This is a genomic window from Arenibacter hampyeongensis (genome assembly GCF_002909255.1).
Classification (GTDB): domain Bacteria; phylum Bacteroidota; class Bacteroidia; order Flavobacteriales; family Flavobacteriaceae; genus Arenibacter; species Arenibacter hampyeongensis.
On the sequence record NZ_PIOB01000001.1, the window covers coordinates 457,998 to 480,504 of the forward strand.

General features: G+C 40.6%; 13 protein-coding genes. 4 read left to right on the plus strand and 9 right to left on the minus strand.

The features are described from left to right. The first annotated feature begins 613 nt into the window (after positions 1 to 613). The 4 genes from CWD91_RS01865 (at position 614) to CWD91_RS01880 (ending at position 6,978) form a co-directional block, all read left to right on the plus strand. Positions 614 to 2,035: a prolyl oligopeptidase family serine peptidase gene (locus CWD91_RS01865; RefSeq protein WP_157943697.1), complete on the plus strand. Its 1,422-nt coding sequence runs from the start codon at positions 614 to 616 to the stop codon at positions 2,033 to 2,035. Between the two features lie 94 nt (positions 2,036 to 2,129). After that, positions 2,130 to 3,668: a sialate O-acetylesterase gene (locus CWD91_RS01870; RefSeq protein ID WP_205164586.1), complete on the plus strand. Its 1,539-nt coding sequence runs from the start codon at positions 2,130 to 2,132 to the stop codon at positions 3,666 to 3,668. Between the two features lie 145 nt (positions 3,669 to 3,813). Next, positions 3,814 to 5,397: a sulfatase family protein gene (locus CWD91_RS01875; RefSeq protein WP_103439244.1), complete on the plus strand. Its 1,584-nt coding sequence runs from the start codon at positions 3,814 to 3,816 to the stop codon at positions 5,395 to 5,397. 171 nt (positions 5,398 to 5,568) lie between these two features. Continuing rightward, positions 5,569 to 6,978: a sulfatase-like hydrolase/transferase gene (locus CWD91_RS01880; protein WP_103439245.1), complete on the plus strand. Its 1,410-nt coding sequence runs from the start codon at positions 5,569 to 5,571 to the stop codon at positions 6,976 to 6,978. A gap of 103 nt (positions 6,979 to 7,081) precedes the next feature. On the opposite strand, the gene CWD91_RS01885 is transcribed toward CWD91_RS01880, so the two are convergent. The 9 genes from CWD91_RS01885 to CWD91_RS01925 all read right to left on the minus strand — a co-directional run bounded on the left by CWD91_RS01885 (position 7,082) and on the right by CWD91_RS01925 (position 22,506). After that, entirely contained in the window at positions 7,082 to 7,816 is a 735-nt protein-coding gene (locus CWD91_RS01885) for a DUF6250 domain-containing protein (RefSeq protein WP_103439246.1), read from the minus strand. Between the two features lie 160 nt (positions 7,817 to 7,976). Then, positions 7,977 to 9,137, minus strand: a complete 1,161-nt coding sequence (locus CWD91_RS01890; RefSeq protein WP_205164587.1) for a putative glycoside hydrolase — start codon at positions 9,135 to 9,137, stop codon at positions 7,977 to 7,979. A 72-nt stretch (positions 9,138 to 9,209) separates the two neighbouring features. Beyond that, positions 9,210 to 11,984 carry a heparinase II/III family protein gene (locus CWD91_RS01895; protein WP_157943698.1) on the minus strand — a complete coding sequence of 925 codons (2,775 nt, stop codon included), beginning with the start codon at positions 11,982 to 11,984 and terminating at the stop codon, positions 9,210 to 9,212. 58 nt (positions 11,985 to 12,042) lie between these two features. Then, the gene (locus CWD91_RS01900) at positions 12,043 to 13,404 is read right to left on the minus strand and encodes an alpha-L-fucosidase (protein ID WP_205164588.1); all 1,362 of its coding nucleotides are present in this window, start codon (positions 13,402 to 13,404) and stop codon (positions 12,043 to 12,045) included. A gap of 23 nt (positions 13,405 to 13,427) precedes the next feature. Further along, a complete protein-coding gene (locus CWD91_RS01905; protein ID WP_103439247.1) occupies positions 13,428 to 14,741 on the minus strand; it encodes a sugar porter family MFS transporter in 1,314 nt (437 codons plus the stop codon). A 17-nt stretch (positions 14,742 to 14,758) separates the two neighbouring features. Then, complete coding sequence (locus tag CWD91_RS01910) at positions 14,759 to 16,018, minus strand: glycoside hydrolase family 88 protein (RefSeq protein ID WP_103439248.1); 1,260 nt, start codon at positions 16,016 to 16,018, stop codon at positions 14,759 to 14,761. A 110-nt stretch (positions 16,019 to 16,128) separates the two neighbouring features. Further along, positions 16,129 to 17,331, minus strand: coding sequence for a DUF4861 family protein (locus tag CWD91_RS01915; protein ID WP_103439249.1), 1,203 nt, complete (start codon positions 17,329 to 17,331; stop codon positions 16,129 to 16,131). 371 nt (positions 17,332 to 17,702) lie between these two features. Then, positions 17,703 to 19,688 carry a glycoside hydrolase family 97 protein gene (locus CWD91_RS01920; RefSeq protein WP_103439250.1) on the minus strand — a complete coding sequence of 662 codons (1,986 nt, stop codon included), beginning with the start codon at positions 19,686 to 19,688 and terminating at the stop codon, positions 17,703 to 17,705. A gap of 4 nt (positions 19,689 to 19,692) precedes the next feature. Continuing rightward, positions 19,693 to 22,506, minus strand: coding sequence for a heparinase II/III domain-containing protein (locus CWD91_RS01925; protein ID WP_103439251.1), 2,814 nt, complete (start codon positions 22,504 to 22,506; stop codon positions 19,693 to 19,695). Between the last annotated feature and the right edge of the window lies 1 nt (position 22,507).

The window sequence follows — 22,507 nt, forward strand, 5'->3', positions numbered from 1 at the left end:
TATTGAAGATACTAAAAATACCCGTAAAATGGGCATTTAAAGCCATATTAAGTTATATGAGACCATATTTGGACTGACTCATAATCAGGTGGTCCCTGGTTCGAGCCCAGGTGGGACCACAACGTGGTAACAAAAAGTCCTAGTGAAAGCTAGGACTTTTTTTGTGGAGCAAAACCTGGTCGAGAAGTCCATGTCGACCAAGGAGGTAAGACAGGTGGAACCGAATCTACAAAAATACGGCTTCCCAGAAATCGGAGGGTTTTTAAATTTAAGGAGGGTTTCGCCAATCACGTTTATTTTACATTTCTTCACGCTTGTATAAATTATTTATTAAAGGATGGAATTTTTTAGGGGGATATCGTCCGACCCGCATTAATTAAACAGTCAAAAGGGTACTGCGTCCAGCGGTTTTAGAATAAGTAGTCTGGATGAAAAAAGTGAAACAAAATCCTTTTCCCAATTTCCCTATATTTAAATATTAGTAAGTCCGTGATTTAGAATGATCAAGGAGTATAATTAATGCTACAACCCCTATGGGGAGGGAAGTGGATGATTTTATCCAGATGGTCATAGTTTGGCATTTTAAGTTTAAACATATAAATACTTACCATATATGAAGACTAATTTAGACCATAGTAATCTTTATCAATTTGCCATCTTCATTATTGGGCTCAATATTGTCCTTTCCATAGTCCACATTGTCGTTAGCTCCCTTTTGGGACCCTCGTTCTTCTATTTTAACGATCATTTTGTTCCTTGGTTCATCTTGGTAATGATAAGCGCAGTTGCGCTTCATTTGGTGTTAATCTGGTATTATCATATAAAAAATTTCAAGTTTGCCTTATTGGCCATTATGATTTCCCTTGTTGCCACTTTGGGGTATAGCCTATTTTTTTATCTGGCATTGACCAATAGGTTTTTGCAAAATATGGTTGCTGGGGCGTATGTAATGGTGCTATTTGTTGGTTCTATATATTCGGCATGCCTTTTTACCTCTAGGACGAAGCAAAGACTTTGGTTATATTGGGCAGGAATCAGCGGATTTTTAGTGCAGGGGATTTTAATTGGGCTGTATCTCTGGGCCATGAACACCAAGAATATTACCATTCTCGGTGGCATTGAAATGGCCATACCCTGGATATCGTTGGTAGGAAGCGCAACACTTATTTTCTATAGCCTGAATTTCAAAGTTGAGTTGAAATCCCTGGACACAAAGGACATGCCTATTCCTTCCAAATTATTGACCGGAACAAGTAACGGGCTTGGGGTAATTTCGGCAATCGCTATTTTTTTGGTTTTGAATCAAGGAATCAAAGGGTATGCATGGCAAAAGGGAAAAGCGGCAAGATCTCTGAAAATGGCGGAACTTTTTGAGGCCAGAATTTACGTGAACAGGCAAAATGATACCCTTAGATATCGTTTATTAAAACCTAAAGATTATAATGGCAACAAAGAGTACCCCATAGTAGTTGACCTACACCATGGGGGAGGAATGGGGAATGACAATCTGATTCAATTGGACGCGGCTGATCCGTCCAAGTTATTATCGACCGATGAAAACCGGGAAAAATATCCGACTTTTATTATAGTACCTCAATGTCCTATGTACTCTAGTTTTAGGGCACTTCCCGATCATGAGGGTATTTCTTCCTTGATTTTTGAAGCCATGGATACCTTGGAGGAGGAGTTTAATATAGATGAAAAGCGGCGCTATGTAATGGGAATATCACTTGGAGGTTATGGCACATGGTATTTTATTGGGTCCCGACCGGAGAAGTTTGCAGCAGCCATACCCATATGCGGGGGAGGTGATTCGGGTATGGCCAATAATATGATCAACGTTCCCATTTGGGCCTTTCATGGTAAAAATGACAAAAGTGTTCCTGTAAATTTAACAAGGGACGTGATCAAGGCCGTTAGGACTTTTGGCGGAAGTCCAAAGTATACTGAATATTCTGCGGGCCACGACATTTGGAATCAGGTTTATAAAACTCCTGGATTGCTGGAATGGCTTTTTGCCCAAAAAAAGGATTGAGCTGTTCTTTGTATTTGGTAACAGGGTTGTTGGCCTCAATGAAATAAGATTGACTCCTGAGGGAAGTATGGAATAAAACCAATAATTTAGAGGAATGACTAAAAAGCCATACATTTTAGTACAACTTGTTTTTCTATTACTCAATAGTTCAATTGCATATTCCCAAGAATTAAAGCCGTCCAGTTTATTCTGCAATAATATGGTATTGCAACGTGGCACTGAGGTTCCCGTATGGGGAGTTGCAGCGCCGAAGGAAAGGATAACGGTAAAATTTGCCGATCAGACCTCCACAACAAAAGCAGGGAAAGATGGTAGGTGGATGGTTGAATTGGCTCCCTTAAAAGCTTCAAAAATTCCTCGTGAAATGACTATTGGCGGAAAAACGGAAATAGTCTTGTCCAATGTGGTAGTTGGTGATGTTTGGATATGTTCAGGACAGTCCAACATGCAATTTTCGGTAGACAATGTCCCTGAAACAAAAGCACTGTTGGCTTCTTCAAAAAATATTAGAAGTTTTGAGGTGAAGAGAACGGTTTCCTTTAAAGAAGTGGACAATGTCATCGGAAAATGGGAAGATGTTCCCCCGAGCAGTGCGGTGGCATTTGGTTTTGCATACTTCCTTGAGAAGTCCGAAGACATTCCTATTGGAATAATACATGCCTCTTGGGGAAGTTCTTCCCTTGAAGCTTGGATGCCACGTGATATGGCAGAAGAGTTTCCCTATTTCAAAGATATAATGGACGATTTTGATGCCGATACCTTAACTAGGAATAGAATAAACACCTCGATTTCTTCCTCTCAAGGTTGGTCTATCCAAGAGGATATTTTTATGCGCAGGCAACCCAATATTCTTTATAATGCCATGATGAAGCCTTTGGCTCCTTATGCTTGTAGTGGCTTGGTTTGGTACCAAGGGGAACGCAATACGCGCTACTTTTCCGGGGTACCGGAAGTAACGGAGGACAACTGGTACCATAGGGTCATAGGAATGAATGAATATGGAGATGTTCTTAAATCATGGATCAAGCGGTGCAGAAAAGAATGGAAAAACAATAAAATGCATTTCTCCGTAGTAATGCTTCCGGGGTATGGCAAAGGCACTAACAACAATCCGGATATAGACCCTAAAAGTCCTACCGCCTTATCTTGGGCATGGATGCGTGAATCGCAATTAAAAGTATTGGACCTTCCCCATACCAGTGTTGTCAACACCATAGATCTAGGTGATGAAAAGAATATTCATCCCAAGGATAAACTTCCCATTGGCATTAGATTGGCACTGCTTGCAGAAAAACAAACCCTTAATAAGGATGTGGTTGCTATAGGCCCTATACTAGAAGAAGTAAAGGCACAAAATAATACACTTGTAGTTCATTTTAATAATGCGCATGGTTTAAAAACTATCGATGGAAAAGCACCTTTAGGATTCTGGATTGCAGATGAGTCATTGCAATGGCAAGTTGCGGATTCAAAATTGGAGGGAGAAACGGTAGTACTGTCGAATGATAAAATAATGAAGCCTATTTATGTTCGCTATGCCTTTGCCGGAAAACCGGATGTAAACTTGGTCAATGGCGCGGACTTGCCTGCATATCCCTTTAGAACTGATAATGAAATTCCTAAAGATGAATAAATTTTATGGAATTTTGACTTTATTTGGAAAACACGATTTATAGAAAGTACGGTTCATTATCGCCAGAGTCTAGGAGATCATTGCTCAAAGTTAGTAAGGGTATCCGTCAGAAATAGATTTTATATAAATTAATTTAAAAGCGTTTATGCATTTATCCAAACAGATTCTTAAAGTTTTATTGTTATTATTTTCGGTAACGACTGGGGCTCAAAATGTACAGAAACCAAATATAATCATCATTTATACCGATGACCAAGGTTGTGGCGATGTGGGAGCTATAAATCCTGAGGCTAAATTTAGGACCCCAAACATGGACAAGTTGGCCAATGAGGGTATAATTTTTTTAGACGGTCATAGTAGTGATGCTGTGTGCACCCCCTCCAGATACTCCTTATTAACAGGGCGGTACAGCTGGAGGACATCTTTAAAAAAAGGGGTTCTTGGTGCGGATGGCCCCTGTTTGATAGAAAAGGATAGGATGACCATTGCCTCCTTGCTGAGGGATAATGGCTATAGTACTGCTATGGTAGGGAAATGGCATCTACAGATGGAATTCCAGGGAAGTTTGGGCAAGGATCGCGACTGGTCCAAACCCTTTACCGATGGTCCTATTGAAAAGGGGTTCGACTTTTTTTTCGGGATTCCCGCATCCATGAACTACGGCATTCTTACCTATTTGGAAAATGATAGGGTTTTGGATCCCCCGGTCTTATGGACTAAAAAGAAAGATGATGATAAGCCAAGGTCTTACGGAAACCGGATAAACCCGGCAGCCTACAGAATGATGCCCCCATATGAAAAAGAGGGAGGTAAAGGCTGGATAGAGGCAGCACCATCGTTTAATGATGAGTTGGTACTTGAAACTCTGGCAAATAGAGCAGTGCAGTATATTGATGAATCGTCCAAGGAGGCAAAAAATGGCAAGCCCTTCTTTTTATATCTGCCATTGACCAGTCCACATTTACCACATAGTACCCACCCCGATTTTCAAGGTCGTAGTAACTGTGGCAATTATGGCGATTTTATGGAAGAAACGGATTATAGGGTTGGACAGGTACTGGATGCCTTGAAAGCCAACGGTATTGAAGACAATACTTTGGTGATTTTTTCTTCGGATAATGGTGCGGAAACCAATTACGTTATTCAACGGGATGACCATGATCATTATAGTAGTTTGAATTTTAAGGGTGGCAAACGCGACATTTATGAAGGCGGTCATCGCGTACCTTTCCTAATGCGTTGGCCGGCACTGATCAAGGCCGGTGTAAAATCGGATGTCCCAGTGTGCCAGACAGATTATCTGGCGACTATTGCTGATATCATTGGAGTAAAGCTGCCCGATAATGCGGGTGAAGATAGTTATAGCCTGTTGCCGATATTAAAAGGGGAGACTTACAATGAAAAAATAAGAGGGCCGGTAATCCATCATTCCGTAACGGGTGCCTTTGCCATACGCGATGGAAAATGGAAATTGAACATGCTGCGTGGTTCAGGGGGTTCCTTGGAACCTAGATTTATTCAACCCAAAGAAGGGGAAGCGGTATTTGAACTTTATAATATGGAGGAAGACCCGGGAGAAACCACCAACCTCTATTTTGAGCACCCTGATCAGGTTAAAAAGCTGACCAAAAAAATAATCAATATCATAAAGGACGGAAGAACAACTGCCGGTACACCCCAGGCTTATGTAAAAGAGAATTGGGTGTTGCCCAATTGGATCAAATCGTAGGTCTGATCTAAACGAAATGTTGCGATAATTCAATTCCCGCCATATTGATAGAAATGAGAAAAAGAAAGGGCGAACTGAGAAATCGTATTATAAGGGTAACCCTTAGGTTTGCCCAAAGCCCAATTTCCTTTTTCATATTTATAACCCATGCTTAAAAATAAAAATTAAGAAATGAAAATAAGAACTATAATCTTGTCCTTTAGCTCCCTACTGATCCTATCATGTGCTGGCAAGCAAGAAGCTAAAAAAGAATCAATTTCCAAGGAAGAAACCCGACCGAATATCATATTCATTTTCGCGGATGATTGGGGATATGGCGATTTGGGAATTCACGGAAGTAGCTTTTGCAAAACACCACACCTGGATAAAATGGCAGCAGAAGGTATCGATTTTCAAAACTTCTCCGTTGTTAATCCTGTTTGCTCACCTAGCCGGGTGGCTGTAATGACAGGTCAATACCCTGCACGACAAAGTGTGCATGGGCATTTTGCTTCAGTTGAATCACATATTGATAGAGATATGCCGGATTGGTTAAACCCCCAAGCGCCTTTACTTCCCAAAATGTTAAAGAAAGCGGGTTACACCACAGCTCATTTTGGTAAATGGCATTTGTCCAACACCCATGTTGAAGATGCACCTTCTCCATTGGAATATGGATACGATGAGTACGGTGCATTTAATTTACCGAGCAATTTACATCAAATGCAGGCGGATTCTACCTTGTATAAAACTATTGATTTTGTGAAACGCAATAAGGATAAACCATTTTTTGTAAATGCTTGGATACATGCAACGCATACTCCGCATTACCCCAAGGAGGAGTACATGCAACAATTTGCACATTTAGGAGAACAGGAACAAGTCTATGCCGCCGTTGTAGCGGAATATGATGCCCGCATAGGAGAATTGTTTGCCATTCTAAAAACTTTGGGAATCGATGAGAATACACTGGTTGTCTTCTCCTCTGACAATGGGCCCGAAATAACAGGTAAAAATAAAATAACGGAGGACAATTCTACTGGCCCAGGTTTGGGAACCTATTATTCGGTAGGGGAAACTGGCGGACTAAAAGGGCGCAAGCGTTCCCTTTTCGCAGGCGGTGTGCGTATACCGTTTTTGGTGCGCTGGCCGAGTGTAGTGCCAGTTGGTAGGATAGATAAAACTACCGAATTGGCTACGGTAGATCTGCTACCAACATTTTTGGATCTGGCAGGCGCAAAATATCCCGAGAATTACCAAGCTGATGGAGTAAGTATTGTATCTGCTATTATGGGAAACGCTTTTAACCGACAAAAGTCCATCTTTTGGGATTGGCGTTTTTCCAATGATCGACCTGGTTTTTGGCCCAGTGCCGCTGTACAAGAAGGCAACTGGAAGTTATTGACGAATAATAATTTAGGAAGGGCCGAACTATATAATATTGGTTTGGATTGGGCGGAGAAGAAGGATGTGTCCACTGAAAATCCTGAAAAGCTCAAGGAATTAATGAAAAAACTCCAGGCCTTTCAAGAGACCCTACCTAAATTGGCGCCTGAAAATAGTTTTTCAAATGCAAGAACAGCCCTTAATGTTGGGGAATAGATGAGGATTATCTACCACTGAAGAAAACAAGACATTTTTATAAGGTGATGGGCTGAATTTACACCTAGGATTTTTCGCTGCGATATTTTTCTGGGAACAGGTCCTATTCTGCGGCTGCCAACCTAAAAACTTGAAAATTATCTATGGTCATATGGTTGTTTACTGTTCTAAAACCAAAGTATCCGCTTGTGTATGGAGAATGGTCATAAAAGTCTATGATCAGATTCCCATCCCTATAGTACTGAATGATGCCTTTATAAGCGATGATTTTTATTTGTGTAATTTGATTGGACTGGATAAGAAATTTTGGTTCCGAAAGATCATGCTCTGGCAATAGGGGCCTATCCCCGGTTCCCATATAGCGTCTGAACCGGGTTTTTGTATTGTCATGTCCACCAACCCCCATATAATAAAGTCTTAGGCTGTCATAATTGCTAAATTTTCCTCCGCGCTTTTCTGAATTGGCAAAGATGTTATTTAGGTTTTCGAGGTCTTTGGCCATCCAAAAACAATTAAGATCGGAAACGCGGTCTTGAGATCCCCCTTGGTCTATTACATAGGCATCATATTGGATCATAATAGGGCCTTCCAATTGTTTTTTGAACCAAATGGTACAACCTGCCACATCTGTAATTTCCAGTTTTCCATCGGTATTGGCAACGATACCACCTGGCATCTGCTCCACCTTCCAACTATCAAGTCCGTTTTTGAAATTATCTTTATGGAGCAATTTTGCTTTCACGATTAGGGTATCGTTAATCACCACATCCTTTACCATTTGGGGATAGGCCTCCAAGAACAACATAATCAACATAAATGTTAGGATTGCTTGTTTCATAAATTTTTATAGTTATCGGTTTTAGGTTTTAAGCATTTTGGAATTATTTGTGTCCAATATCCCAATGAGACCTATTGTTCTAATTAGATTTTATATTCCACAAACTATGTGGAACATTATGGCTACAATTTGTTCTAACAATAGTTCCCAGAAAGGTTTCCTAATGCCACGTAATTTTGGCCTTCTTTATTTCGGTATTGACCCAAATACTTGCATGCTCAAATTCACGTGTAAAAATCCATCCATCAGGTTTTTCTCGTTTATAGGCTCCTTTTGGGCTTCCCAGTGGCTTTTGTAAGGCAGGATAGTCTATTAGGTTTCCATCCTCTAAATTCCAACCCCAATTCCATTGAAAATACGAATAAGGCTGTGCCCCAATAAGGAAACAAGCATGGTAATATTCCAATTGTTCCTTAGACCTTTGTTCTATGCCAACTGTTTCCGTAGCTCCCATTGTGATATCGTTTCGCCCTTTTCCTTTAGCACCGAAACGATAAATTGATATTTTTCCAGCCTTGGCAATCCGGACCATATCTCCCCATTCTTTGAGTAGATTTTCCTTATTGGTAACTGTAGCATTATAATGCTCGAACATAAAAGCATCACAGTGAGGAAAAACATCGTTAGTAGTGGCCGCATTGTTACCGACCAATATTTTATCGGGACCCATTTGTTCTTTCAATGTGGCCATCATTTCTCCTTTGGCCTTGGCTAATTCGGTTAAATCATCCATAGGGTAATTTGCATTTTCGTCCACATTCATACGATCGATAAAAATTCCATCGGCACCTGAAATTTTAACCCCTTCAACGGCAGATGCCACCCACCATTTACGAAATTCAGGATTTAAAGCATCAAAATAGTATGAAAATGTCGGTCCATTCGTTTTTTCCAAGAGTTTTCCGGTCTTTGGATCAACGGCCAAAAATTTGGCCAATTCTTTGTTCTGGGCAATGCCCTCAGGGGTAAGTTCTTTATTGAATTGGGTGAAGGGCCATGCAACGTACGAATTGTAATAGAATAATATTTTAGAATCAGGTTTTATTTTATGAAATGCTTCCACTTCGTGCTTTGTTCCAAGGACAGCGTCACCAAGCATGTTGAATGCATGTGATTTTTCTATGCATATAAAATCTGTTCTTTCTGCAATAAATTTAACCTCTTCCGGTAACAAAACCCGGTCAATATCACCAAAATGATAGTACATAGGTGTTGTTTCCCAACTAAATTTTGGAAAATAGGTCTTTGACTTAAAATTGGAACCATCACTAATAGCCAGTAATGATTTTTGTTGTCCGTAGGAACAAAGGCTTAGTGTCATTAAACAACATATAATGCTCAGTGTTTTAAAAGACCAAATCCACAAAAGTACTTTTTCTCCCATTTTTATAATTTATTCCAAAACAATATTACGCAATGCCCCGGCATTGAATTTCTTTACTGAATTTTTGTGTGTGATAGTCACAGCTACTTCGTTATGTAATTGAAGTTGACCTTCTTTAAACTCCAACACCACATTAGTTACTTCAGGAGCTGAAATAGTGTATCCTTTGGCAGTAACATCTTTTCCATTACCTATAAAAATTACCCAATCCCCGTTCTTTTCGTTGGCTATCAATGCATATGTGGCATCGGTTGTTACCTCTTTGTATTTTACATTTTGATGGTTGGCTGAAGAAAAAACCAAATCTTCACGGCCCGATTTATGGGTAATGTTAAGACCCACAAATTCCGTATTTCCATTTTCGTCTTCAAAACTTATAATCTGCCTTATGCTTTTTCCTTCGGTCGAGGTAAAAGGTTCGTAAACAGAAACGAATGGATATTCCCAAGCCGGCCCATGTTGTCTTGCTGCAAAGGTTAAATAGGGTGCCTTGTCAACGTCATAGGGCAAGCCATGGTCTCCCTTAAAAGCTTTGTTGGGAGGTGATTTGATGGAGAACACTTCACGGCCTTCTGTTCCTTTCATCCATAAATTCATAAAAACATCATCTTGCCCTTCCGGCATATCTATCTTCCATTCCGCCTGATAATCATCTTCTAGCTTTACCGATTTTTTATCCCACATATAATCCAAGGCATACAAGTGGCCACCAGCAAAAGCCATTTCTTCACTTGGAGCAAGTTCCAACGAACTCCCATCGGCATCCATGATTTTCATGCTCTGCCCCAGATTGTGGTAATAATAATCGTGGAATTTATCACCCTTGCGCTGTTTTTTCGAACGGAAAATATCTATATAATAGCCCGTTTCTTCTCCAGTTTTTACAATACTCACCAAACGGGATTGGTCACTACGGGTTTCAGGCTCCAAAAAATAAACATCAGAATAGGTAATGTCCGGATAATAACCTTCTTTTTGTCCGGATTTTGGGTATTGCCCCATGAGATCAAAAGCATGGTAACTCAACATTTCGGTATAGGATGATACGCCATCGACCATCACCGTATTATGAGCTGGAAACTGCGAGTAATACTCTAAATAAATTGGTTGTAGATATCCTGCGCCTTTTCCGGGGTCGGCACCTTGTACAAAACCCTTTCCGTACAGTTCCAAGTTTATTCCGTTGGCATGCATATGGTTGCCCAATGAGGCGTTCAAAGAAGCCATCATGCCATTTTTACCATTGCCCATACGTTGTACATGCCAACTTACATTGGGGGCGTAAAAGGTTTGGGTGATGTAATCATCTAGAACGCCTTTTTGGTACTTTGAATTTAAGGATAATGGCTTACTAGCAAAGAATGATTTGATATCTGCCCTGGGTTGTCTGTTTTGTTCGGTCTGTTCACCATCCGCGAACAAGCCATACAAAGGGGTAAAGTCTTCCTCAAGCTCTTTATTATTGTTTTTCTGGGCGATACGAATCATGTCGCTTATGGGTTCCGGGCTTAATGGGCCATAATAGCTATCCCCAAATGCTACCGTGTGCCCGTTGGGAAATAAATATTGCGGTAACATTTTAATGGCCTTTTCCATTACCGGCATATAAGGCAGGATGTTGTGGTTGAAAGTGTTGTTAAAATCCTCTATAAAATTTGTGAGATCCTTGGTAACTCCTATGGAATAGCCTGGACATTCTGCCCAAACGCCATTGGTTTTGTCATAGCCATAATCCATAAATTTAGTTAGTGACCATTGGCGGGCCGAGGTGACATTTAAAATATAATCGATGTAATATTCCCGCCCTTTTTTGTCCTCATAATACTTATTATCCTGCAATACCATTGCCGCTTTAAGAATAATTTTGGCTTGATGTAGGTTCCAGTTGTTTTGTGGTACGCCATTTTTAATGATTTGATCCGTCCATCGCTTGATGGTGGTATCGTACTTAGCAATGTGCTGTGGATAATTTTCTTCGATATAAGGGTGTAAAAAATCATATAGTTCGGCTATATCGATAAGCACATTCTCATGGATCACCTGAAAATTGGTAAATCCGATCAAGGTTTGAATGTGGCCGTTGAGCAAGTCGATAGGTTCGCTTCTATACGACATGCCTTCCATATAAGTATGAAAAATATCGAATGAAAATTTGGCATATTCCTTTTCATTTTCCAGCCAATAAACGAAGGCGGCATCACGGGCAAGGCCAATTATCTCTTCGTTAATGGAATATACTATTCGTCCCGTTTTAGACGGTTCCGCCCATTCAAAAGGGTTGCCTTCTTTGGAACGGTTCGGCAAATACAACCCTCTGGGGTCATCCATATATGGCAAAATATCTTCCAATTTTGGTTTACCATAGGGTGTGGTATAATCCCTGGACCCCACAAAGCGAACCGTGGGAACCGGGGCCTCGCCATCGGCGTGGGAATAATGAATACCTTTAACATAAATGTTGGTCGCCTTGGTTTTCCAGTGCATTTGTAGGCGGGAAACCATCCACTCTGGATCTGCAATATGGCGTTCTACATGCTTGTCTAGACGCTCATGAATGCCCTGTAAAACCTCCTTTGCCCACTGCTCTTTTTGGATGGTTTTTTGTAGATCTTTTTTCCCGGATTCCGTGATATACAGCCGTGGATACCCTTGTTCCAAATTGGTTGGCAAGGGAATTTCAGAACTATCTTGTGCCTTGGTCAAAGAAGATAGCAGACATAAACCGAATGCAAGAACATATGATTTTGCTGAATATGTAATTGCGCTATAAGTTTTTTTAAACATGCTAGTTCTAATGTTTATAGTAATATATAATTAATAATGCCACATAGATAATATCGGTTTATCGCAATTCCAATTTAATTACGCTTACCGATTGGTCCGGTGCTTCTTTTGGCAGTTGTAGCACAGTACCATTAGCTATTTTGTTGGAACTGATTTCGGTTTGGGGTGCCAGCAATAAAGTAGCCTTTTTTAATTTAATGTTTTTATTGATAACCAATTGGCCATCCTCAGGCCAATCAAAAACATGGGCATAGACAACCCCATCCTTTTTAGTATATCTGCCCCATTCGGGCATATCGTACGGACTGGCCGTGGCGCCATAAATTGCATTTCCGTTGGCATCGGTCCAATCCCCCATGGCCTTTAACCTTCTAATACTTTGTGCGGGAAACCTACCAAATCCATCGGGACCTATATTCAATAAAAAATTACCGCCTTTAGAAACAATATCTACCAATTTTTGAATAAGGTCTTCACTGCTTTTCCACTTGGTGTCGTCCGGTTTATATCCCCAAGTACCGTTCATGGTCATACAAGCTTCCCAATCTGAGTCGATTCCTGTAGCCGGGATTTCTTGTTCAGGAGTACCAAAATCCCCAGCAAAATTGCCTTCCATATCCATACCTTCCATTCCCTTTCTACCTTTGTCGACCCTATTATTGATAATGGTGTTAGGCTGTAACTCCCTAATGTAACTATACATCTCCTTGCCCATTTCAGTGGTATAATCGGCAATCCAATCCCCATCAAACCAAACCACGTCTATATCCCCATAATTGGTCAACAATTCTTTTACCTGTGGTTTTAGATAGTTTTTGTAATATTCCGGAAATTCGGGATTTACCACAGTCTGGTCTTTTTGACCCGCATTGTAATTGGGGAATAGATTTCCCTGTGCCTGGGGATGGTGCCAATCTACGATAGAATGGTACACTCCGAATTTAATACCTTGTTTTCTTGACGCTTCGGCCAACTCTTTAATAATATCACGTTTAATTGGAGCGGTGTCCATGATATCATAGTCTGTAACTTCTGAATCCCAAAGACAAAAGCCATCATGGTGTTTGGAGGTAATTACAATATACTTCATGCCCGCATCCTTGGCCATTTTTACCCAATCATCCGCGTTGAATAATTGGGGATCGAACATTTTTGGAAATTTTTCATACTCTTCAATGGTAAAATCCAATTTGTCCATTGCCCATTCCGCACCGCCCCCGGCAATTCGCTCTCCGCGTTCACCACCTATTATGGAGTATGCTCCCCAGTGAATGAACAATCCAAATTTGGCATCACGCCACCATTCCATCCGTTCGTCATCCGATAATTTTTTTATGTGGGATGTATTCTGGGAATAGCCCGTGTTAAGTGCTGTCATAAATATTAGGATAACGACTATAGATTTTTTTAAGGATTTCATTTTCAACGGTTTAATTTTATGTATTATTTCAGTATAGTTTCCTGTAGTTCTTCCAAGGTTTTTCCTTTGGTTTCCGGCATCATGAAAATCACGAACAATAATTGTAGCACCATCATGGCTGCAAAAAACAAGAACACATATCCGGGACTGGAAAGACCTGCCATGGCCAAAGGCATAAAAAGGGTTATTAAGGCAGCTAGGACCCAATGGGTGGAACTTCCAAACGACTGCCCTTGAGCCCTTACTTCTGTTGGAAATATCTCTGATATGAACACCCAAATTACGGAGCCTTGGCCAATGGCGTGGGCGGCTATAAACAGAAATAGGAAAATGGGGACCATTATTCCTTCCCAATCCAATAAAAAGGCCATGGCAACCAGGGATAAGGAAACAATATATCCAAATGAGCCAATATACATCAGTGTTTTTCTACCTAATCTGTCTATTAAGTAAAGGCCTAAAAGGGTAAATACCAAATTGGTTACACCAATTCCAATACTGCTCAATAAGGAGGCACTGGATTCCAGACCAGCAGATTCAAATATTCTAGGGGCATAGTATAGGAAAGCATTTATGCCCGAGAGTTGGTTGAAAAAAGCGATAAAAAAGGCCAAGAGTAAGGGAAATCGGTATTTTTTATCAAAGAGAGGTTTTTTCGGGTTTTGTTTATGCTCGGGTGTTGACCACAAGGCAAGGTCCATTTCCGTACCTGTGAGCTCCAGATATTTTTCCTTTGCCTTTTCCACATCCCCTTTTTTATCCAAAAGCCATCTCGGACTTTCGGGAATGCGGCTAATGGCTATAACATAAATTAATGCCGGTAGAGCTTCTATTCCTACCATCCATCGCCACGGCTGTATTCCTACATCTTTCAATAAATAATTGGAAATAAAGGCGATCAAGATGCCCAAAACAATGTTTAATTGGTAAAGCACTACCAGTTTTCCCCGATTTTTAGCAGGAGCAATCTCAGAAACATAGGTGGGTGCTGCCACTGTAGAGGCCCCTACTCCTAGGCCTCCCAAAAATCGGAAGAAGGAGAAAGTATAGGGGTCGGATGCAAGCCCGGAACCCAAAGCGGATATTAGATAAAGTACCCCAATCCAGAACAGGGTTTTTTTTCTCCCGAGCCCGTTGCAGGGTATGTGAGCAAATATGGCACCGATTACGGTTCCCCATAGGGCCATTGACATCACAAAGGTACCATGAAACAAATCAGATGTTTTCCATAAATTCTGTAATTGTTGGTCGGCACCGGAAATAACAACGGTATCAAAACCAAATAGAAAACCGGCCATGGCCACCACAAAGGCAGTATACAATAGTTTATTGTTCATATGTTTGGTTTTGAACTTTAATCTTTTTGTTTGATAGTGGTTGGTAGAGGTTTGGTCAAAGGAATACCTGCCTTAAGCTTTTTTAACCTTAGCAATGCTTCCACGTAATAGTAATCTGCGTAGTTGATGGAATAGTCAATTTCACTGCCATTGGGTTTATGGCCTGTGGAATGCAGTAAAAAGGCAGAATTGGCATCTCCGCTTTGATAGTTTTGGGATAGTTCTGCAAGCATTTTTTCTGCTTTGTCCATGTAATTTTTAGCTAATAGTTTATCTTTTGTAAATGTAGAAAGTTCCAAAAGCGCTGATGAAACCAATGCCGCAGCCGAGGCATCCCTTGGTTCGTTGGGGATGTTGGGCGCATTAAAATCCCAATAGGGAATAAAATCATTAGGTAGACGTTCCAAATATACTTTGGCAGTCTTATGCGCATAATCCAGATACTTGGCATCACCCGTTTCTCTGTATACCATGGTATACCCATAAATGGCCCATCCTTGTCCACGGGCCCACATACTATCGTCGGCATATCCTTGATGTGTAACCCCTTTAATTTTTTCCCCCGTTTCCCGGTCGTATACTACTACATGATACGAAGTGTAATCTGGTCTAAAATGATTTTTCATAGTTACATCGGCATGGCTCACTGCAATATCATAAAGGGATTTATCCCCTCCATTTTTTGACGCCCAGAACAAGAGTTCCAAGTTGATCATGTTGTCCATAATGGTATTGTGCTGTGGCCATTCCATATTGGGTACCTCACGGGGCCAAGAAAGGATGGTACCTACTTTTGGATTGAACAAAGTAGCCAAGGTGTCCGCGGTTTTAAGTATAATTTCCTTGTATTCAGGATTTCCGGTTAGCCTGTATCCGTTTCCAAAACTGTTGAAGACCTGAAAGCCTAGATCATGGTCCAGGGCGGGAGTAACCGAAAGAGGGGTAAGATACCTACTGAAGGCGTCAGCTTGTTCTTTCCATTTTGCATCATTGGTATTTTCATATAGATACCACAGGGTTCCTGGCCAAAATCCGCTTGTCCAGTCTTTATAATTGATAAAACGCCATTCCTGACTTTCTGGGGCGATATTTCTCGGAATACTCTTGTTATCGTTTGGAATAAGTTTTAAGGTCTTGGTGGCCTGATGCTCGCAATATGCCAGTTGCCCATCTATATCAAAACTGGGGAAATTGCTTTTTTGAGGTTTTTTATTGCCGCAGCCAATAGCAAGGGATATTAAAAATAAGGAAGCTAAAACTTGTAATTTATTTGTCATTATTTAATGGTTAGTCATTTGTGATGTTCAGTTGATAGGTGTTACCCATTGGGGCATTACCTTATGATATTGATTTGCCAATTGTTTTTATTGGGATTATTTTTGTTTGATTATTCTTTTATTAATACTTCTAAAGGGTTGGCAATAATTTTGGCTTGTTGTGAGAGTATGTTATCCCAGTCTTCAACGTTTGAAATCTGTCCGCTTTTTGCCCAGGAAAACCCAGCATAATAAGTCAAACTACCTTTGGGTTTGGCGATGACCAACAAATTGCTTTGATCTGTTATTTTGCTTTCGCGCACAAAGGCTGTATCTACGACCGAAGTGTCAATTACAATACCTTCGCCCAAATAGGTGCCGTCCATGGTCTCCCAATAACGGAACCAACCCTCCTTTTGGTTGAGTTTGGCTTCCCCTTCGTTTTCATGAAGAGTGACGCCTATTGCAATATTGGGGACTTCTTTTTCAGGTGATAAAACAATTTCAAATTTTGAAAAGTTGCTTCCTAGGTCCAAACTTATTCTTTTGGTTTCCCTCAGGCCATATTCGCTCCAAGGGGCATAATCCAGTTCAAATACTGTACGAAGAGGGCCATCTGCTATGGTCCTGGCTTCGGTAAAATTTTGGGAAACATATAGGCTGTCGTTTTTATAGATGCCGATTCCTCCCGTACCCCGACTTGCGCCCACATGGTAGGGGTCGTATCCTTCTCCGTGATCTATGTGGTAGTAACCGGGTGTTTTTAAGTGTTCGGAATACCACTTATTAATTACTGACTGTTTGGTTCGTTTTAGCCAAAGATCAATTCCACTGGAAAGCGTACTGCCCGGTACACCTTCCAAAGCCTCTTTCTGACCAGCTGGGCCGTAGGTGCGGAAGGCCACTTTGTCGTTTTCCCAGGTATAATCGTCCGTCCGCTCAGGTACCAATCGTGAATATGCAACAACATCAGATTCTGGGACCATTTTGGTACTATCCAAGGTAATTATGTATTTGGATACTGAATTGGCAGCCACTTCGGCCTCAAACAATAATTCATCCTCAGTGCCATCTTGATCGTAATCGATCCATTGGGTTCTCTGATAGTCATTGGAATCTTCTTTACGTATTCTAAGGTGTTCCTTTTTTTCGTTTTCCAGAAAATTTTTCAATTTTTGGGTGGATAATGAAACCACTTCGGTTCGGGGAATATTGAGCCCATTTGTGACCTGTAAAGTCAATTTTTCTTTTTCAGTTGGATTATTACAGGAAACGGCTACCATAGCTACCAACAAATAGCCCTTTATCAATATTGTTCCAATGCTTAATTTCATATATTTCATCGTCTTTGTTCTATTTCTAGAATCTTGGTTCCATGGAGTGCAATCATCCGAGGTTCTCGTTTTTTACATTATTAGCTGTTGGGGACATGCACATAAACATCTAGTACAAGATTAGCCAGAATGTGAATTGGATAACATAAAATATAGTTCAAAGGGTATAAATTATGATTCTTTATGGGGTCCTTTGATAAACTTTATGGCCATTTCGCCCCTATTTACAAAACAGTGACCCTTTTTGGGAAACTACCTGCTCTTTTTTTGTACTTACGCCATTTTTTTTGACTTTAAAGAAACCATTCCTATTGCTTGCAAAAGGGACAGCAATTTCAAGTGGGATATTTTACTCATCGGGTTAATTTTGATTATAACTTAGTGATATGTACAACAAAACCATTGTTGCTTTTCAGGTCTATGTTTAATTTTGAACTGTTTGTGACTTCAATTTCTTCAATTTTAACTTGAGTTCTGGTTTTAACCGCTTCATCATCTGTATACACTTTGGCTTCATATGTAGTACCAGACTCTAAAAATGAAAAATTCAGTTCTACTTGCCGTGCGGTTTTGCCATTGATGCCTCCCACAAACCAATCGTTTCCTTTTCTCCGGGCTATCACACCAATTTCTCCAATTTCAGCTTGAAATACCTTTGTTTCGTCCCAAGTGGTTGGCACATTATTGAAGAACTCCAACTCCGGCTCATTTCCAATAGTCTTGGTATCGCCCCAAAGCCCATCGTCTTTAACCGGGGCTGCCGGAGCTTTATCGTACCAGTATAAAAACTGCAGCGGACTAAAAATGCATACCGTTTTCGCTAATTGAGATGCGTGCGAGCCCATTTTATCGACACGTGTATTAAAATAGCACACCGTGTTATCGGCTGCTCCTGCCAACATTCTGGTAAACATAGTAATTAACGTATGTTCATTGGGTACGGTTTCCTCGTCGCCGCGAATACCTTCTTGGGTCAGCAGGTTGGGATAGGTTCTAGAAAATCCCGTGGGTCTATATTCATCGTGCACATCTACAACCATTTCAAACTCGGCCGCTTTTTTTATGGCTTCATGCATCCAGGTAGTTGCATCTTGGTCTCCCACCCGCACAAAACCAAATTTAATCCCGGAAACGCCCCATTCTTTAAACAATGGTAATATCTCGTCCAATTGTTTTTCCAAAGCTCTACGGTTTACATATAGCATAACCTTAACGCCGTTTTCTTTGGCGTACTTACAAATAGCAACAATATCAAAAGGACCTTTGGAACGTTTGGGGTCTAAAGTAACCGTTGTGGCATCGGAAGCATTGTCCATCTCGTTGCCATACCAACCGGCATCAAAATGCACATATTGCATATTATGGCTGGCTACAAAATCGATGGCTGCGAAACCGCCTTGAGTGGTTAAGGTGCTTTCACGAAGTACCTTTCCAGGGGTAATCCATGATTCGTCTTCAATTTCCGTAGGAGGATTTAAATTTTGAATTATATAATTATTTTCAAGTAATTGTCCATAACTACTGCCGATCATGACTACACGCCATGGTGATTGAAAAGGTAGCTTTTTATGCACCATAGCGCCTTCAATTTTACTTTCGCCAATCACAGCTCCCGTTATGGTGTCTTGTTTTTGCTCCCCTGTTTTACCATCAGGCGAAGACACTATACTGTATTTGGATGACTTGCCTTTATTAAAACTCAATCGGCCATAATCTACCAATCCTGCTTCCGCTAAGGCAATTTTTACACTATCACCAATTTCAATCAACAATGGACGGTCTGCCCCTTCTTGTAAATCCGTTATGGGAATTTTTCTGTATTCCCCTTGCGCCGTAAGTACTCCTTTTTCACGTTTTGGGGTGGACCAAACCGGAAAATCTTCAGAAAAATTGTAGTGAACATTTTCACTTAAACCTATTTCTTCCAATCCCTTTTGCTCAGGAATTTCATAAGCGAAAGCTATCCCTTCATCGTAAGCTCTTGCTATTATATTGACTTTCGCCTCACCCTGTCTTAAATGTATTTTTGTTTGATTGTAATGATTTGGAATGGTACTCAATTCATTAAACCTTGAATTCCAAATAGCGTTTTCCGAAGTATGTTCTATTTTTTCTACAGAGACTTTTCCTATAAAATGCAATTCTTCTGAAAGTAATTCCAAAACTGAGGTTTGAATAATTTTCTTATTATCATAATAAACCGAAAAAGTAAGGTCGTTTTGATTTTGATTGTCCAAGAACTCTATTTTTTTAGTTCCGTCCGGTGAGGTCAATGCAATGACTTCTGTTTGTTTACAACTACTGAAACTTAATAATAGCAAGAGTGCTACCCTACACTTTTTTAAAAATAGGTTCATTAATTTATTGTTTTAGTTCAATTGAAATATTTTGAAAATTTGTTGGTGGTACTTTAAACTGTACTACTTTTTCACCGTTTATATTCCTTCTTCCGCCTCGCAACTCTTTAAAACCGAAATTTAGAACCACTTCGCCTTCTTTATAATTATCGGGTACGGTCAATAAAAGTGCGTCGTTACAAGTTAACTTTAATTGCTGCCCTGTAACCAAGGTGGCCGAGCTCGAGTTTTTCCCTAGTATTTCAATGGTATAACCATCAAAACCCATTTCTTTTCCAGCCCCAATAAAAAGTGTTGCCGAATTGCCATCTTGGGTCAACACCCCAAAAGTTCCTGTAAATTCAATTGATTTATGTTGATACGAATCATAGACCTCGGAAGAAAACACATAATCCGTTCTATCTGTTTTACTATCGATTTGTAGTCCTACAAAATTTGGCTTATCATTAGAGACAGCAAAAGGTTTTACCGCTTTGATGGTTGCTGGTTCTTTGGTAGTAGAAGGCTCGAAAACGGCAACAAAAGGACTTTTCCAAGCTTCGCCATATTGCCTAAGCACGGTGGTCAGCAAGGGTGCTTTCTCTATTTTTTCTGGAAGTATGTTTCTGAAGGCCTCGGAATGGGGCGATTTTACCTTAAAAAGTTCGCGGTTTTCATTCCCGTTCATCCACATATTCATCTTTATGTTCTCCTCGTTGATAGATAAATTGTATGTTGCCTTAAACGGACTATCTATTCTTGTGGATGACTCATCAAACAAATAATCATATGCTTTTATGTTGCCCAATTTTGAGTTTAATTTTGATGATGGCTTTAATGTTATTGGTTGATTATCTGCTGTTGTGAAGTGTAATTCTTGCCCCAAATTATGGTAGAAATAGTCGTGATAATCAGCATTATTGGCTTTGGTTCTAGATCTGAAAATATCAATATAGTAGCCCGTCTTCTCCCCTGTCCTAACAATAGCCATTACCCGGTTTTGATCAGATTTGGTACTGGGTTCGTTGAAATAAAGATTGGAAAAGCCGATATAAGGGTAGTACCCTGTTTTCCTTTCGCTCTTTGGGTATAGGTCATTCACCTGAAAGGGGTAATAGCTCCGCATTTTTTCGTATTGCGATTTTCCATTTACGGAAACCGTGTTGTGGGCAGGAAATTGGGAATAGTATTCGCGATAGTCGGGCTGAAAATAACTGGAGCCCCTACCGCCTTCAGGTCCCAGGATATAGCCTTTGCCATAAAGTTCCATGGCCATACCGTTGGAGTGCGCATGGTTGCCCAAGGATGCTACCTGGGATATCATTAGGCCGTGTTCGGCGTCGTGGCCGTTTCGCATGGCCAGCCAACTAACATTAGGAGCATAAAAGGTTTGGGTCATAAAATCATCTTGCTTTGCAGCGGCGATGCCCGTATCCAGCAATACTTCCGTATTAAATAGAAAATCAAAAAACGGATCTTTTCTCCTTTTTTCCTTCAGCAAGTCCTGCTTGCCGTTGAGCATATACATCAAGGCAGTAAATTTTTCCTCTTGCTGGGATTTACCAAACATTTGGGCATTGGCCACTAGATCTATAATGGGTTCTGATTCCAAGGTTCCATAGTGCGAGTCGCCAAAGGCCACTATATGTTTGTTGGGGAACAAATATTGTGGCATGACCTCCACTGCTTTTGGAATTATTGACATGGCCGGAATAATATCTACCCCAACGGCTTCTTGGATTATCCTTGCCATATGGGTATAGCCTTTGGCAACACTTAAGGCATAGCCGGCACTTTCATTCCAAACTCCATTATCCTGATCGTAACCATAGGCCAAAACATCGGCAACCGACCATTGTCTGGCTTCTGTCTCGTTAAATACGCGATGCAAGTAGTATTGACAGCCCTTACCGTCTTCATAATCCTTATCATCATTCAAAGCCAGGGCCAGTTGTATTACAAAATTTGCCTGATGGAGGTTCCAGTTATTATCGGGAACCCCATTTTTTATGATTATTTCAGCCAATTTTTTTAGAGACCCCGTATATATGGAAACCATAGGCTTTTTCTTCTCCTGAATATATTCATAGAGAAATCCATAGGTTTCCGCCAGTTCGTCTACAATGTTTTCTTTGATGACCTGGAAAGATGTGAGACCAATGATTCGCTGTACATTCCCATGCTGAAGATCTACAACCTCTTTCCTGTAATACAACCCCTGCATGTACACATCAAAGAGATGGGCCGCTAATTGGGCATAATCTTCATCGCGTTCAATAAAGTACACGATGGCCGCATTGCGGGCTATTTTCATGATGTTCTCATTGGTGTTTTCTATGATCCTTCCCGTTTTGGATGGGGGCACCCATTCCCAATCATTTGTATTTTTGTTTTGTAAATACAAGCCTCTTTCGTCCTCCAAATAGGGTTTTATATCCTGTAGCTCGGGAGATTTATAGGCCGTAACATAATCTCTCTGCCCTGTAAACCTTACAGTAGGTACCGGGGCACGACCTGTGGCGTGGGAATATAATTCCCCCTCCACGAACACATCGGTGGCATGCGATTTCCAATACATTTGAAAACGGGAAGACAACCACTCCGGATTCTTCTTATATTGGTCCACATACTTTATTAGTCCACTTTTAAATGCCGTATAGGCCGACTTAATTTCTTCTGAATTTTCAATTTTCTGTAGGATGTTGTCCTTGTTTAAATGCGGGACCAACATTCGGGGATGCGCCCTTTCTATGGAATCGGGAAAAAGGAATTGTGCAAATGCCCAATCACAATTACATAGGAAGACGATTGTCGCAAAAACAAAAATTTTATTTCTCATA

Coding starts and splice junctions, on each gene's coding strand:
- CWD91_RS01885 (WP_103439246.1), bottom strand. CDS start 7,816: ATGAAACAAGCAATCCTAACATTTATGTTGATTATGTTGTTCTTGGAG.
- CWD91_RS01925 (WP_103439251.1), bottom strand. CDS start 22,506: ATGAGAAATAAAATTTTTGTTTTTGCGACAATCGTCTTCCTATGTAAT.
- CWD91_RS01890 (WP_205164587.1), bottom strand. CDS start 9,137: ATGACACTAAGCCTTTGTTCCTACGGACAACAAAAATCATTACTGGCT.
- CWD91_RS01875 (WP_103439244.1), top strand. CDS start 3,814: ATGCATTTATCCAAACAGATTCTTAAAGTTTTATTGTTATTATTTTCG.
- CWD91_RS01915 (WP_103439249.1), bottom strand. CDS start 17,331: ATGAAATTAAGCATTGGAACAATATTGATAAAGGGCTATTTGTTGGTA.
- CWD91_RS01910 (WP_103439248.1), bottom strand. CDS start 16,018: ATGACAAATAAATTACAAGTTTTAGCTTCCTTATTTTTAATATCCCTT.
- CWD91_RS01900 (WP_205164588.1), bottom strand. CDS start 13,404: ATGAAATCCTTAAAAAAATCTATAGTCGTTATCCTAATATTTATGACA.
- CWD91_RS01870 (WP_205164586.1), top strand. CDS start 2,130: ATGACTAAAAAGCCATACATTTTAGTACAACTTGTTTTTCTATTACTC.
- CWD91_RS01895 (WP_157943698.1), bottom strand. CDS start 11,984: ATGTTTAAAAAAACTTATAGCGCAATTACATATTCAGCAAAATCATAT.
- CWD91_RS01865 (WP_157943697.1), top strand. CDS start 614: ATGAAGACTAATTTAGACCATAGTAATCTTTATCAATTTGCCATCTTC.
- CWD91_RS01905 (WP_103439247.1), bottom strand. CDS start 14,741: ATGAACAATAAACTATTGTATACTGCCTTTGTGGTGGCCATGGCCGGT.
- CWD91_RS01880 (WP_103439245.1), top strand. CDS start 5,569: ATGAAAATAAGAACTATAATCTTGTCCTTTAGCTCCCTACTGATCCTA.
- CWD91_RS01920 (WP_103439250.1), bottom strand. CDS start 19,688: ATGAACCTATTTTTAAAAAAGTGTAGGGTAGCACTCTTGCTATTATTA.